Here is a 13,859-nt window from a genome sequence, read left to right as displayed (position 1 = left end):
GATGTGTTCTGCGCTACTCCGTAGTAAGGTGCGTCAAGCAAACAAGTCGCCGGGGCGTTGAGGGCCCGGCGTCGAGAGGGGTTATGCAGTGCAGTCGACCGAGAGTCCGCCCACACGTTCACGAGTCAGCGAGGCTGTCGACTGGACGAAGGGCCTTTGGGACGACCATCCGAAGAAGTCGCTGGAAACCTTCGGTCGACAGATCACGATGGGTATCGAAGCGATCACGGAGTTGATCGTCGCGATCTTCCGTCGGCGTTTTCCTTTCGACGAGTTCGTCCGGCAGTCCGCGTTCATGGCCAGTGTCGCCGCGGCGCCGACGCTGCTGGTCGCCATCCCGATCGCGGTGATCGTCTCGATCCAGGTCGGCGCGGTCGCGGGCCAGGTCGGTGCCACCTCGTTCATCGGTGCGGCCAACGGGCTCGGCATCATCCAGCAGGGCGCCCCGCTGGTCACCGCGCTGATGATCGCCGGTGCCGTCGGTTCGGCCATCTGCGCCGACCTCGGTTCCCGCACCATCCGTGAAGAGATCGACGCGATGAAGGTCATGGGTGTCGACCCGCTGCGCCGCCTGGTGGCTCCCCGCCTGGGCGCCGCGATGCTGGTCAGCTTCCTGCTCTGCGGCTTCGTCGTCTTCGTCGGCTTCCTCACCGGCTATATGTTCAACATCTTCGCCCAGGGCGGTACGCCCGGCTCCTACATGAGCACCTTCGCCTCGTTCGCGGTCACCCGCGACCTCGCGGTGGCGCTGTTGAAGTCGGTCCTGTTCGGTCTGATCGCCTCGATCATCGCCTGCGACTGCGGCCTGAACGCTCGCGGTGGTCCCGGTGGTGTCGCCAACGCGGTGAACTCCGCGGTGGTCAGCTCCACCGTCATGCTGCTCGGTGTCAACGTGGCGATCACCCAGATCTACGCCGCCGTCTTCCCCCCACAGGTGGTCTGAGCCATGTCATCCACATACGTACCTCCGCTACTGCGACCGATCCGGTCGCTGCAGAAGGCCAGCAAGGCGCCCGGCGACCTGCTCGCCCGCCTCGGCCATCAGGTCTTCTTCTTCCTGCGTTCGGTCGGGTCCATCCCGCTGGCCTTCAAGCAGTACCCGAAGGAGGTCTGGCGTCTGCTCTCCGACGTCACCTGGGGTAACGGCAACATCGTCGTCGGTGGCGGCACCATCGGCGTCATCTTGATCATCAGTGCCTTCGGCGGCATGACGGTGGCCATTCAGGGCCACACCTCGCTGAACCTGCTCGGATTGAGCCCCATCACGGGCGCGATCTCCGCCTTCGCCACCACCCGCGAGCTCGGCCCGCTGCTGGCGGCCCTGGCCTTCGCGGCCCAGGCGGGCTGTCGATTCACCGCACAGCTGGGCGCCATGCGCATCTCCGAGGAGATCGACGCGCTCGAGTCGGTGGCGATTCGCCCGCTGCCCTACCTGGTCAGCACCCGGATGATGGCCGCGGTGATGGCGATCGTGCCGCTGTACGCCCTCGGTTTGACCATGGCCTACCTGGCCTGCTCGGTCACCGTGCAATTGATCGGCGGTACGGCGTCGGGCACCTACTCGCACTACTTCTTCCAATTCCTGGTGCCGACGGACGTGCTCTACTCCCTGCTCAAGGCGATCATCTTCGTCATGATCACGACGTTCATCCAGTGCTACTACGGCTTCTTCGCCTCGGGCGGTCCCGAAGGCGTCGGTGTGGCGGCAGGCCGCGCGATCAAGATGTGCATCATCCTGGTCGTGTTCGCCGACCTCGTCATGACGTTGGCGATCTGGGGCATCAACCCCGGCATCAGGATCTCGGGGTAAGGGCGCGATGATCATCGATCCGAGTGGGCGCGGTCCCACCATGAAGCAGCTGTACGTGGCCGGCGCGGCCGGTCTGATCGTCTTCGGCGTCATCCTGGCTTTCCTCACGGCCCGCTACCAGGGCTACTTCGTTCCCAAGGTCAACGTGGTCGCGAACCTGTCGACCACCGGTGACGGCCTGCCGTCGGACGCCGACGTGAAGTTCCGCGGCGTGCTCGTGGGCGTGGTGAAGAACGTCGAGATCGGCAAGGACGCCGAGCAGAAGGTGAACATCGAGCTCAAGCCCGAGTTCGCCGACGGCATCCCCAACACCGTCACCGCCCGCGTGGTGCCCTCCAACCTGTTCGCGGTCACCTCCGTGGAGCTGGTCTACAACGGTGCGAACAGCCAGCACCTGAAGGAGGGCTCGCAGATCCCCGAGGACCGCAGCCAGGGCACCATCGCGCTGCAGGACACGCTCACCACGGTGCGCGACATCCTCGACGAGGTCGATCCGGTGCAGTTCGGTCGCGTGCTCGGCACGCTCACCCAGGCACTCGACGGCAGCGGCCGGGTCCCCGGCTCGACCATTCAGCGCCTCGACCACTGGCTGACCACGGTCGCCGACGCGGGCCCGAACCTGGGCGGCATGCTGGACAACTTCTCCGACTCCGCGCACGCGCTGAACCAGTCGGCGCCGGAACTGCTCGACGTGCTCGGCTCCTCGGTACAGACCGCGAACACCATCGCCACCAAGCGCGAACAGCTGATCGCGCTGCTGGCCGGTGCGAGCGCCACCACCGACCGGGTGAACGACCTGTTCGCGTCGAATCCCGATGTGGGCAAGGAAGTCACGGTCGGCATGAACGCCACCCTGGGTGCGCTGGCCGCCGACCCCGCGTCGATCACCAGGACCTTCCAGGTCTTCGGTCCCTCGCTGGCCCAGCTCAACACCACCTTCCACGGTGGCCCGAGCGGCAAGCAGATGGTGTGGAACGCCGGCCTGACCTTCACGCCGTACCAGCCCAACACCGTCGCCGACTGCCCGCGCTACGGCGACCTGCTCGGACCGAGCTGCTTCACCGCACCGGCCGAGGCCTCGCTGCCGGCGATCCCGGACAACCTGCGTCCGCGCAGGCTCGACACGGCAGCGGGCCTCCCGCCGCTGGTGTCGATCCCGGGCATGCCCGACATCCCGGGTCTCACCAGTCCCGGTGTCGCGCCGATGCACACAGCCAACGGCACCGAGATCAAGCCGTTCCAGGGCACCCCGCTCGAGGGCCTCGTCCCGTCGATCCAGATTCCGGGCCTGCCCGGTGTGCTGGGCGGCGCGCCCGCTCCCGCGGCCGCTCCGGCCGCGGCGCCCGCTCCGGCGAGCGTGCCCACCGCGACACCGATCTCCTACTCCGGTGACGCGGCGATGACTCAGCTGCTCGGTCGCAAGCCGAACGCGTCCGAATATCTGCTGCTCGGTCCGATTTTGAAGGGCGGAACCCTGCAAGTGTCCGAAAACGGGGGTGGCGCATGAGTATCCGTAAGCCACTGATCGGGTTCAGTATCTTCGCGCTCGTCTCACTGCTCGTCACCGTGGTCGTGTGGAACACACTGGCCCGCACGGTCGACGGTGACACCCGCAAGTACACCGCGATCTTCACCGACGTCCTCGGGCTGCGGCCCGGCGACGATGTCCGGATGGCCGGCGTGCGCGTCGGCAAGGTCGAGGCCATCGAGCTCGACGGCAAGAACGACGCCAAGGTGTCGTTCATCGTGCAGAGCGACCAGACCCTGTTCAACGACACCAAGGCGCTCGTCAGGTACCAGAACCTGATCGGTCAGCGCTACGTGGCGCTGACCCCGGGCGCGACGCCGAGCCCGGAGCCGCTCAAGAGCGGCTCCACCATTCCGCTCGACCGCACCGAGCCCTCGTTCGACATCTCGGCCCTGCTCAACGGTTTCCAGCCGCTGTTCCAGGCGCTCGAGCCCGCCGAGGTCAACGCGATGTCGGAGACCCTGATCCAGGCGCTGCAGGGCGATGGGGTCTCGCTGTCGGCGTTCATCGTTCAGGCGGCCCAGCTGGCCACCGATTTCCAGCGTCGCGACGCGATCCTGTCCGACGTGATCACCAACCTGTCCGGTGTGATGGCCGGGTTGGCGAAGCGAGGGGATGAATTGGAGACCCTGATTACCCAGACCAGGGCATTGATCGGCGGACTCTACGACCAGGGTCAGTCGCTGCAGGCGTCCACGGTCACCCTCGCCGATTCCACGACCGCGCTGGTCGGGATGATGACCAAGATCCAGCCGAAGCTGGCTGCGACCCAGAACTCGACCACCGCGGCGCTGAATCTGCTGCTGGCCAACGGTGCCAAGCTCGACCAGGTCGCGATCGACATGCCTTCGATGCTCGCCGACCTCGGCCGGATGACATCGGAAGGCACCCACGCCAACGCCTACCTGTGTGGTCTGGACATCTCGCTGTACGGGGTTCTGTTCCCGCGCGGCCTGGTCAGCCAGATCGGTGGCACCGGCCATTCCGAGGTGTGCAGATGAGCAAGATCAAGTCAGCCTTCGTCGGCAACCGCAACTTCTGGCTGGGGGTGGTCGGTGCGCTGTGCATCGTGCTGCTGCTGGTCGGTTCGAGCATCTTCCAGTTCATCGGGCTCGGAAAACAGTCCATCGACGCCGAATTCGTGCAGGCCGCGGGCATCAAGACCGGTGACAAGGTCGCTGTCTCGGGTGTGCAGGTCGGCACGGTCTCCGGCGCCAAGATCGAGGGCGATCACGTGGTGATCACCCTCGACGTGGACAGCTCGCTGAAGCTCGGTCCCGACGCGCACGCCGCGATCAAGATGGCGACCCTGCTCGGCGCGCGCTACGTCGACCTGCAGCCCGGCGACGGATCGGGTCTGAAGAACAAGACGATCCCGCGCAGCAACACCGACGTGCCGTACAACATCGCCGATGTGGTGCAGGTCGGTACGCCGAAGTTCGAGGCGCTCGACACCAAGAAGCTCGCCGCCTCGCTCAACACCATCAACTCCCAGCTCGGCGATTCGCCGGAGCTGGTCGCCCAGGCGCTCGACAGTGTCGGCGCGGTCGCGAAGGTCGTCGACCAGCGCAAGGGTGAGGTCGACAGTCTGATCAAGGACCTCAACCGGGTCACCCAGCTGCTCGCCGACAACCGCAACTCGATCCTGCTCGTGATCACCCAGGGCGAGGCCATCGCCAACCGGGTGATGGAACGGCAGAGCCTGCTGCGCCAGCTGCTGGACAACGTCGCCACGCTGACCCGTCAGCTGGAGGAGATCGGCGCCCAGAACGGCGACCAGTTCGGCGGCACCATCAGCCAGCTCAACACCATGGCCGAGGGTCTGCAGAAGAACAAGGACAATCTCGACAAGCTGCTGCAGATCGGTCAGCCCACGGCGCGCTACTTCAACAACGCGCTCGGCAACGGTAACTACGGCTCGGTCGCACTGCCGTGGTTGTTCCCGGACAACTGGCTGTGCTTCGTTCAGGTGATCCAGGGGTGCCAAGGATGAAACTGACCAACAGGCTCCGCATCGCGCGGACCATGATGATCGCCACCACCGCGCTGGCCCTCGGCAGCTGCTCGCTGATGCCGAGCCAGTTCGACGACGCGCTCGGCCGCTCGACCAAGATCACCGCCGACTTCGAGAACATCGCCGGCATGTACGAGGGCAACGAGATCATGGTCCTCGGTCTCGCGGTGGGCAAGGTCGACAAGATCGTGCCCAAGGGCACCTACGTCGAGGTCCACATGACCATCGACGCCGGCGTCAAGGTCCCGAAAGACGCGATCGCGGCGATCATTTCGCCCTCGATCGTCACCGATCGCCACATCGAGGTGAGCCCGCCGTTCACCGGCGGTGAGACACTGAAGTCCGGCGATCACCTGCCCAAGGCACGCACCAGGACCCCGGTCGAGCTGGACACGATGATCAAGACCATCGACCAGTTCGCCGCCTCGCTGAAGCCCGAACCCGGCCAGGAGGGTCTGGGCCCGCTGTCGGGCCGGGTGCTCTACCCGGTGCTCAACGGCAACGGCCAGAAGATCCGCGAGACCCTCGACGCGCTCTCGGGTGCGCTGAAGGTCGGTGTCGACAACAAGGACGCCATCGCCAACATCATCATCAAGCTCAACGAGCTCACGACGATGCTGGCCGACAACGATCAGTCCGTGCGCGACTTCAGCGACCGGGTGACCGCCATGTCGGGGCTGCTCGCCGACCAGGCGCCCGGTCTGCAGGCCACCCTCGATCAGCTCAACCAATTCCTGAACAACACCTCGACGACCTTCGCCGGGCATCAGGAAGAACTGGCCGCCTCGCTGACCGGCCTGACCACCGTGACCAACCAGTTGCGCGCCAACTCCGGTGCGATGGTCGAGATCGTTGACGTGGTGCCGCTGCTAATGCAGAACATCGACGGCGCGATCAACAAGGAAAAGGGCTTCGTCCGCCTGCAGGCGCTGATCGGTACCGCTCTCTCTGGCGAGATCGTCAGCGCGTTCTGTGAGCGGATCCAGATGCGGCCCGATGGGTGCCGCACCACCGGCAACGTCCAGGACTTCGGCCCCGACTACGGGCTCACCGCCGCACTGCTCGGACTGACGAAATGAACCGACGAATGACGATGAAGGCCCGCCGCGCGCTGCTCTCCGCGGCCGCACTGGCCACGGTCACGATCACGACCGGCTGTGGCTTCACTGTAGAGGACCTGCCGCTGCCCAAACCGGGCACCGGCGGCGACACCTACACCCTGCACGCGAAGTTCGAGAACGCGCTGAACCTGCCCGATCAGGCCAAGGTGAAGGTCGGTGGTTCCGATGTCGGCGTCGTGTCGGCGATCACGACCAAGAACTTCGAAGCTCTGATCGACATGGAGATCAACACCGATTTCAAGCTGCCGAAGGGCAGTACGGCGGAGTTGCGCCAGGCCACTCCCCTCGGTGACGTCTTCATCGCGCTGAGCAGCCCGAAGAACGCGGCGGGCGCGCCCGATATGGCCGCGGGCGACACGTTCACCCTGGAAGCCACCTCGGCCGGCGCCACGGTGGAAGAGCTGCTGGTCTCGGTGTCGATGCTGTTCAACGGCGGCGGTGTCGCCAGCCTGAGCCGGCTCGGCACCGAACTCGGCTCGATTCTCAACGGGCACGGCACCGAACTCGGCCATCTGATCTACGAGATGACCGGTGTCATCGGCGAACTGAACGCCAACAGCACCAAGGTCGACTCGGTGCTGACGGAGTTCAACACCCTCGCCAACACCATCGAGGCCAACAAGGGTCAGCTCGGCCAGGTGGCCGACACACTGCCCCAGGCCATCGGCGCGATCGCCGAGAACAACCGGGCGATCGGTGACCTGCTCAGCAAGCTCGCCACGGCCACCGCCGCCATCGGCGACTACTCCAACACCACCGGTGACCAGCTGTCCGAGCTGCTCACCAATCTCGACAACCTGATGAACGCGCTGGCCGCGACCGGCAGCGACTTCGGGTATGTGATGGATCAGTTGCACGCGATCCGACCCGGCGCCAACCAGACGTTCAAGGGCAAGAGCCTGGCGCCGTACGCGACGCTGACCAACCTCGATGTGGGCCTGTTGACCGACCCGGCGAACAGCAAGCTCTGGGACTTGAAAGATGTGAACGATTTCGTCGGCAGCTTCATCCAGGTGCTGCAGATCGTTCAGGGCCGAGTGGGAGGCCACCGATGAGCAGGCTGAAGAAGTTCGCGAGCAGCAAGATCTTGCTGGCGAACAGCGCGCTCGTAGTCGTGCTGTTGCTCGGTGGGTCGTACCTGCTGGTCAACGTGATGCGGGTCAACCCGCTGCGGTCCGAGTACGACGTCACCGTGAACCTGGATCGCTCCGGCGGTCTGCAGCCGGGCAACGACGTGACCATGCGCGGGTTCCGGATCGGCAAGGTCACCTCGATCGAGCTGATCAACGACGGCGAGGCGATCGCCGCCAAGACCCGGATCGACAAGGATTTCAAGATCCCGGTCGACACCATGATCCAGGTGGCGGCGCTCTCGGCTGCGGGCGAGCAGTACATCGACTTCCGGCCGAAGAGCGATGTCGGTCCGTTCCTCCGGGACGGCGCGGTGATCAAGTACAACCCGGAGCAGATCCAGACGCCGGTTCCGGTGTGGGCTGTGCTCGACGACACCAGCGCGCTGATCGCCCAGGTGAATCCGAAGCAGTTCGACGTGATCCTCGACGAGCTCGACATCGCGCTCGGTGCCGGTCCCGATCAGCTGCGCGGCCTGATCAACGGCGTCAGCCTGGTGGTCGCGGGTCTGGACAACCTGCTTCCGCAGACGGTGAACCTCATCGCCAACCTGCGGGTGATCGCCGAGACCACCTCGCACGCCCAGCCCGATCTGCAGACGCTCACCCAGAATTCGGGTGCGTTGCTCACGCAGTTCAACAACGCCAACGCCGAGCTGCAGAGCGTGCTCGACAACGCGCCTGCGCAGTTCGAAACGCTCGGCGCGGTGCTCGACGCGACCGCCGATCCGATCAGTTCGCTGGCGGCCAACTTCGTGGCGATCACCAAGGCCGCGCAGCTGCGTACGCCCGCGCTGCGGCTGCTGTTCCCGTCGCTGGCACTGGGGCTCGGGTCGATCAGCGCTCCGGCGCACGACGGCGAATTCCACACCATCATCGACATCTGGCCGCGCCCGACGTGTAACTACGACACCGCGTACCGGCGCAACGAAGAGGTACAGGACGGCAGCATTCCGAAGTGGAACTACTGCACCAACCCGACCTCTGACCTGCAGATCCGTGGTTCGGCCAACGCCCCGCGGCCGAACGTGCCCAACAACGGCGCGCAGATGCCGCCCGGTGTCGACCCGAACGAGCGGACACCCATTCCCGCCAAGTGAGATGGTGCCCGGCCAGGCTGTTCACAGCTTGACCGGGCATACTCGCGGGGAAGAACGTGTGGCCCGGCTCACGGACCACGATCGGAAATCGGTGCGATATGTGCGCCGGGAAAGAGCAGGATTGATTCGATGACCAGCGACGATGCCCAGAGTAAGTCCGATGCTGCCGCAGCAGACAAGCCCGATCTGGCGAAGGCCGACGACACTGTGAAGGGTGCGGCGGCGACTCCCGAGGTCGATCAGCCGACTGTGCAGGCACAGACCGTGACCGAGGCGCCGGCCCCGAGCGCGGCATCGAGCTCGAAGGGCTGGATCGCCGCAGGTGTGGCCGGTGTGGTCGCGGTCGGCGCGATCACCGCGGGCGTGGTGTTCTTCCTGCAGAACAGCAACAAGGCCGAGAAGCTCGACGCGATCGCCGAGTCCACCAAGGCCGCCTGTGATTACGGCGCCATCCTGGCCAACTACGACTACTCCAAGGATCTCGACGGCTACATCGCGTCGATGAAGGCGGGCGCCACCGGCGACTACCTCAAGGAGTTCAGCGACGCCAGCGATGCGCTCAAGGGCGCCATGGTGCAGGCCCAGGTCAAGTCGACCGGTGAAGACGTGCAGTGCGCCTACATCTCGGGCAGCACCGACGATGTCAAGGCCATGGTCACCATGACCCAGTACCGCACCAACTTCACCCAGACCCAGCCCGACCGGATGATGTTCGCGATCGAGATGAGCCTCGAGCACTCGGGCGACAAGTGGCTGGTCAGCAAGCTGGACTCGCCGTTGCTCAAGAACGGCGGCGGCGAGGCCGCCGGTGGTACGGCGCCCGGTCAGGCCGTTCCGTCTCCGGCTCCCGCGCCTGTCCCGACACCCGGGAACTGAGCGCACGGGGAAACCGAGCCAATCGAAACGCCGCGGGCAGATTCATCGCCCGCGGCGTTTCGCTGTGCGGTCCCACTCCGGTCGCACCGCACCTAGAACAGGGTCAGAGTCCCTGCTACCGGCACTTCAGCTGCGACCGACTTCCCTGTGGAGACCGAGTTCGTGGGGACAGGCGCCGCGGGTTCCCGGCGCCGAATCCTTGCCGGTTCCGGCGCGACCGGGGCCGACTCGCGGCCGAGAGCCGGGTTCTCGCGGACTGCTCGTGCCGCTTCGCCCGCCAGTTTGTCGGCTTGTTCGTTGAAGTAGTTGCCCACGTGGCCGCGCACCCAGCGGAACCGCACCGGTCCTTCGCGGCCGGTGATGGCCCGGTCGATCTGCTTGATGATCTCGACGTTCTTCACCGCGCCGCCGGTGGAGGTGCGCCAGCCGTTGCGTCGCCAGCTGGTGATCCATTCCGAGGCGCACTTGATGGCGTACTGGGAGTCGCTCTCGATGAGCATCGGTTCGGCGCCGGGGTGGGCGAGGATGGCTTCCAGTACCCCGCGCAGTTCGGCGATCTGGTTGGTGCCGCTGGCCGCGCCACCACTGTCGGCGGGCCCGGAATGATTCACCCATGCCCAGCCGATGGCACCACCGGGATTGCGCAGGCAGGACCCGTCGGTGCTCACGATGATCATGACCGCCACCCTAGGCGATGCGGCCGACAAGATCGGTACCGTGGAATGCCTCTATCTCCCTTCGCAACCGCGATTCCGTTCGGCGCAGTGCCGATTTCGCGGCCGCGTCGACGAGGCCGTGGCACAGGCGGCCGAACATGCCGCGTGGTGGTGGATAGTCGGCTTCGGAGGTCAGCACCGACCGTTCGTAGCCGAGTGGATCGAATCGCAGGGTAACGGTTCCGTATACCCGCCCACGCAGGGTATACCCGATGACGGCATTGCGCCGATATTCGGTGATCTCCACCGATGAACGCAGCGGGATCACTCCGAACAACCGGACTTTCACCGCGAACGCGGCGCCCAAGCCCTGATCCGGTTCGCCCAGCGGCGCGACGTCGGTGACGCCGACCAGCCACTGCGGCGCGTGGCGGAAATCCTCGGTGTAGGCGAAGGCGGCATCGACCGGTGCGCCGACGTCACTCGCAAACCTGATGTGGCCCATCGGCCCTCCCTGCTCCGGATGGGTTTCCTCGCCCACGCGTACAGGAGCCAAAAGTACTACAAATCTCCTCTTTATTTAGCGGAATGGAGTTGTTCGACCAGGTATTCCGCAATCGGCATCGCCGACGTGGCGGCCGGGGACGGTGCGTTGAGCACGTGGATGGAGCGCGGCGTGCGTTCGATGAGGAAGTCGTGCACCAGCGTGCCGTCACGCAGCACCGCCTGGGCCCGGATGCCCGCACGGTGCGGGAGCAGGTCGTCGGTGCTGAGTTCGGGGCAATATTTGCGGCATTCGGCGAGGTAGCCGCGCTTGAACACCGAATTGCGGAGCTCGCGGATCCCGGTGGCGAGATGGTCGCGGGCCACCCGGCGCACGCCGGCGAAACCCAGCACGTCGATGGCGTCACGTCGGTTCACGCTGCCCTTGCGATACCCCTCCCGCGACAACCCGAGCACCGCGTTGGGGCCGACGGTGAGTTCGCCGTCGATGGTGGGGCTCAGGTGCACGCCGAGGAACGGCAGCGCGGGGTCGGGCACCGGATAGATCAGCGTGCGTACCAGATCCGATCGCTCGGCGGGGAGCCGGTAGTACTCGCCACGGAACGGAACGATCCGAAAGTCCGTTTCTATCCCGGCCTTTCGTGCCATCCGGTCGGCCTGCAGGCCCGCGCACACGATCAGTGTGCCCGCGGTGACCGAACCACCCGGACCCGAAACAGTGACGGCGGAGACACTCTCGGTGATCGCCTCGACTGCGGTGCCGAGCAGAATCCTGCCGCCCATCGACTCGACCTCGGCGGCGAGCGCGGCGGTGACCAACGTGTAGTCGATGATGCCGGTGGCGGGCACGAACAGCGCGCCGACCCCAGCGATCCGTGGTTCGCGCCGCCGCAGTTCGGCCGCGTCGATCGCCTCGACCTCCACGCCGTTGGCGATCGAACGCTCGTACAGCGCCAGCATCCGCGCGTGTTCGGCGGAATCGGTGGCTACCAGCAACTTTCCGCATTCACGGAACGGAATGTCGTGGGCCGCGGCGAATTCCTTCGTCCATCGCGCACCGGCCCGGCACAGCCGTGCCTTCAAACTGTCCGGGGGGTAATAGATCCCGGAGTGGATGACGCCGCTGTTGTGCCCGGTCTGATGCGCGCCGAGCGTGTCTTCCTTCTCGATGAGCACCAGGCTCGCCTCGGGATGCTGGGTCAGCAACCGATGCGCGGTGGCCACGCCGACGATGCCGCCGCCGACCACACAGAAGTCGTACGCACCGTTCGAGGTGCCGCGAGGAGTCACACGCCGACGGTAGTCGGCAGTTCCCCGGTCGCGGATCGCGGTGCCTCGGCGTCGCCCTCGTCTTCGGACGGTGTCGCGGTGGTGCCGGGGGTCTCGGCCGGTTCGGTGCCTGCGCCCTCGACCCGCAACGTGTGGCTGCCGAGGCCGGGATCCGACAGCACGAAAACCAACTCGCCACGGCGCGCGTCGAATTCGGTGTGCAGCGCGGTGACCGCGGCCGGATCCACCGCCAGGCCGAGGTATTTCGCCGCCACCGTGACGAGGTTGGTGTCGACGGTGAACGCCACGGTATCGCTGCGCGGCGGTGTCACCTGCGCGCCGACATAGGTGCCGCCGATCCCGACCCGCCCGGTCAGCGGTGAATTACCCGGTCGCGCACCGACTCCGGACTGCTGCGCGGTGATCGGCGTGCGCGTGGCGGCGGGGTCGGAGCGCTCGGTGGACAGCGTCGGCGCGCCGAAGGACATGGCCAGCTCCACACCGCCGACGCGGGGTGCGGAGTCCTCGATCGAGAAGGGGCGGTGGTGGCCGGGATTCGGCGTCGCGGCCGGTCCCGCGAATTCGGTGGGCGGCGGTGCCAGTTCCGGCATGTGATTGACGATGTAGGCGCCCGCGGCCACGGTGAGGCAGAGGCTGGCGGCGCCGGAGAAGATGATCGCGGACAGGCGCACGATCTGAGCAGGCCGATGTGCGGTCACGATGCGGTTCCCTCCTGTGGCTGTGGGTATACCCGAGTAGAGCGGGCCCGCATCGTTGAAAGCCACGTGCTGATACCTACGGTACCGAGTACCGCGCGCGGTGAGCGCCTCCCACGGCTGAGATCAGAGCCACATCCGAAACGGCGCCGTATCAGTCCTAGTCGGGGCGGGTTTTCGGCTGGGCAAGTGTTTCTCACACCCGGTATCGGGTATCTGAAGGGAGCAGGCGAGCGTCATTCACGACTGCCACGGTGGTCACCCCCGGCCAACGAAGTCCGGGGCAGTCGGCACGAATGGCGCTCTGGGAAGGCGCTCGCCTGTTCTCATGCTGACTTTCAGGCGAACTGGCCTGCGTGGCGGCCTGGTCCGGGCGGGCCGGCGAAGGCCTGGGCGATGCCGAGCCAGTGGTCGGCGTCCGGGCCCTCGGTGGTCAGGGCGGTGTCTTCACGGTGGCGGCGCTGGGTCGCCACGAGGCAGAAGTCGATGGCGGGGCCGGTGACGCGCTGGGGTGCGTCTTCGGGGCCCCAGGTCCACAGAGTGCCGTCGGGGGCGGTCAGTTCCACGCGGAATTCATCGGTGGGGCCGGATTCGCCGTTGACCAGGTAGGCGTAGTTCCTGGCGCGGACGCTGATGTGGGCCACTGTGCGCAGGCGGGCGGTGGGGACGCGGGTGACGTCGAGCGCGTCGGCGACGTCCTGGCCGTGGGCCCAGGTTTCCATGATGCGGGCCGACATCATCGACGCGGCGCTCATCGGCGGGCCGAACCACGGCAGCTTGGTGCCCGCGGGGACGGCGGCCAGCGCGGCGATCAACTGCTCGCGTCCGGTCCGCCAGCGAACCAGCAGGTCGGCGGGTGGGGTCTGGGCGATTTCCTCGGCGCCGTCGTCGACGATGGTCAGGCCGCGCGGGGCCGCTTCGGCGAGGAAGGCCGCGAAGCCCTCGGCGTCTGTGGCGGCGATCAGCGATACCTCGTCGGTCCAGGTCAGGTGGGCGATCTGGGTGGCGATGTCCCAGCGTGGCGCGGGTGTCGGCGTCTGCCACTGCTCGGGGGTCAGCGGTGCGACCAGGTTTTCCAGATCCGCGCATTCGGCGGCGTAATCGTCGAGCAGCGCTGCGAGGTCAGCCATGGAGT

General features: G+C 66.4%; 14 protein-coding genes. 9 read left to right on the top strand and 5 right to left on the bottom strand.

Annotated features, from left to right (window positions below):
• Positions 1 to 88 precede the first annotated feature (88 nt).
• From ACWDXS_RS17210 to ACWDXS_RS17170, 9 genes are all read left to right on the top strand, one after another.
• Positions 89 to 943, top strand: a complete 855-nt coding sequence (locus ACWDXS_RS17210) for an MlaE family ABC transporter permease (protein WP_266294734.1) — start codon at positions 89 to 91, stop codon at positions 941 to 943.
• Between the two features lie 3 nt (positions 944 to 946).
• Entirely contained in the window at positions 947 to 1,810 is an 864-nt protein-coding gene (locus ACWDXS_RS17205; protein WP_378989340.1) for an MlaE family ABC transporter permease, read from the top strand.
• A gap of 7 nt (positions 1,811 to 1,817) precedes the next feature.
• On the top strand, positions 1,818 to 3,317 hold the full coding sequence (locus tag ACWDXS_RS17200) for an MlaD family protein (protein ID WP_378989339.1): 1,500 nt from the start codon (positions 1,818 to 1,820) through the stop codon (positions 3,315 to 3,317).
• Positions 3,314 to 4,339, top strand: a complete 1,026-nt coding sequence (locus tag ACWDXS_RS17195; protein WP_378989338.1) for an MCE family protein — start codon at positions 3,314 to 3,316, stop codon at positions 4,337 to 4,339. Before ACWDXS_RS17200 ends, ACWDXS_RS17195 begins: the two co-directional genes overlap by 4 nt.
• Positions 4,336 to 5,331: an MCE family protein gene (locus tag ACWDXS_RS17190; RefSeq protein WP_378989337.1), complete on the top strand. Its 996-nt coding sequence runs from the start codon at positions 4,336 to 4,338 to the stop codon at positions 5,329 to 5,331. Before ACWDXS_RS17195 ends, ACWDXS_RS17190 begins: the two co-directional genes overlap by 4 nt.
• Entirely contained in the window at positions 5,328 to 6,431 is a 1,104-nt protein-coding gene (locus ACWDXS_RS17185; protein WP_449966685.1) for an MlaD family protein, read from the top strand. Before ACWDXS_RS17190 ends, ACWDXS_RS17185 begins: the two co-directional genes overlap by 4 nt.
• A gap of 8 nt (positions 6,432 to 6,439) precedes the next feature.
• Complete coding sequence (locus ACWDXS_RS17180) at positions 6,440 to 7,528, top strand: MCE family protein (RefSeq protein ID WP_378989334.1); 1,089 nt, start codon at positions 6,440 to 6,442, stop codon at positions 7,526 to 7,528.
• Complete coding sequence (locus tag ACWDXS_RS17175; RefSeq protein WP_378989332.1) at positions 7,525 to 8,703, top strand: MlaD family protein; 1,179 nt, start codon at positions 7,525 to 7,527, stop codon at positions 8,701 to 8,703. Before ACWDXS_RS17180 ends, ACWDXS_RS17175 begins: the two co-directional genes overlap by 4 nt.
• 129 nt (positions 8,704 to 8,832) lie before the next feature.
• Positions 8,833 to 9,579 (top strand): hypothetical protein, encoded by a 747-nt coding sequence (locus ACWDXS_RS17170; protein ID WP_449966682.1) that lies wholly within the window; start codon positions 8,833 to 8,835, stop codon positions 9,577 to 9,579.
• A gap of 92 nt (positions 9,580 to 9,671) precedes the next feature.
• Here ACWDXS_RS17170 and ACWDXS_RS17165 read toward each other — a convergent pair whose 3' ends face one another.
• From ACWDXS_RS17165 to ACWDXS_RS17145, 5 genes are all read right to left on the bottom strand, one after another.
• Complete coding sequence (locus ACWDXS_RS17165) at positions 9,672 to 10,256, bottom strand: ribonuclease H family protein (RefSeq protein WP_378989330.1); 585 nt, start codon at positions 10,254 to 10,256, stop codon at positions 9,672 to 9,674.
• Between the two features lie 10 nt (positions 10,257 to 10,266).
• A complete protein-coding gene (locus tag ACWDXS_RS17160; RefSeq protein ID WP_378989329.1) occupies positions 10,267 to 10,740 on the bottom strand; it encodes an SRPBCC family protein in 474 nt (157 codons plus the stop codon).
• A 71-nt stretch (positions 10,741 to 10,811) separates the two neighbouring features.
• Positions 10,812 to 12,029: an L-2-hydroxyglutarate oxidase gene (gene lhgO / locus ACWDXS_RS17155; protein WP_449966678.1), complete on the bottom strand. Its 1,218-nt coding sequence runs from the start codon at positions 12,027 to 12,029 to the stop codon at positions 10,812 to 10,814.
• Entirely contained in the window at positions 12,026 to 12,727 is a 702-nt protein-coding gene (locus ACWDXS_RS17150) for a hypothetical protein (RefSeq protein WP_449966675.1), read from the bottom strand. Before ACWDXS_RS17150 ends, lhgO begins: the two co-directional genes overlap by 4 nt.
• Before the next feature lie 335 nt (positions 12,728 to 13,062).
• Positions 13,063 to 13,854 (bottom strand): TIGR03084 family metal-binding protein, encoded by a 792-nt coding sequence (locus tag ACWDXS_RS17145; RefSeq protein WP_449966672.1) that lies wholly within the window; start codon positions 13,852 to 13,854, stop codon positions 13,063 to 13,065.
• Between the last annotated feature and the right edge of the window lie 5 nt (positions 13,855 to 13,859).

The sequence above is a fragment of the Nocardia sp. NPDC003183 genome (assembly GCF_053590715.1).
The sequence above is the reverse complement of the archived record's forward strand: the minus strand, read 5'-3'. Positions and strand labels throughout refer to the sequence as shown.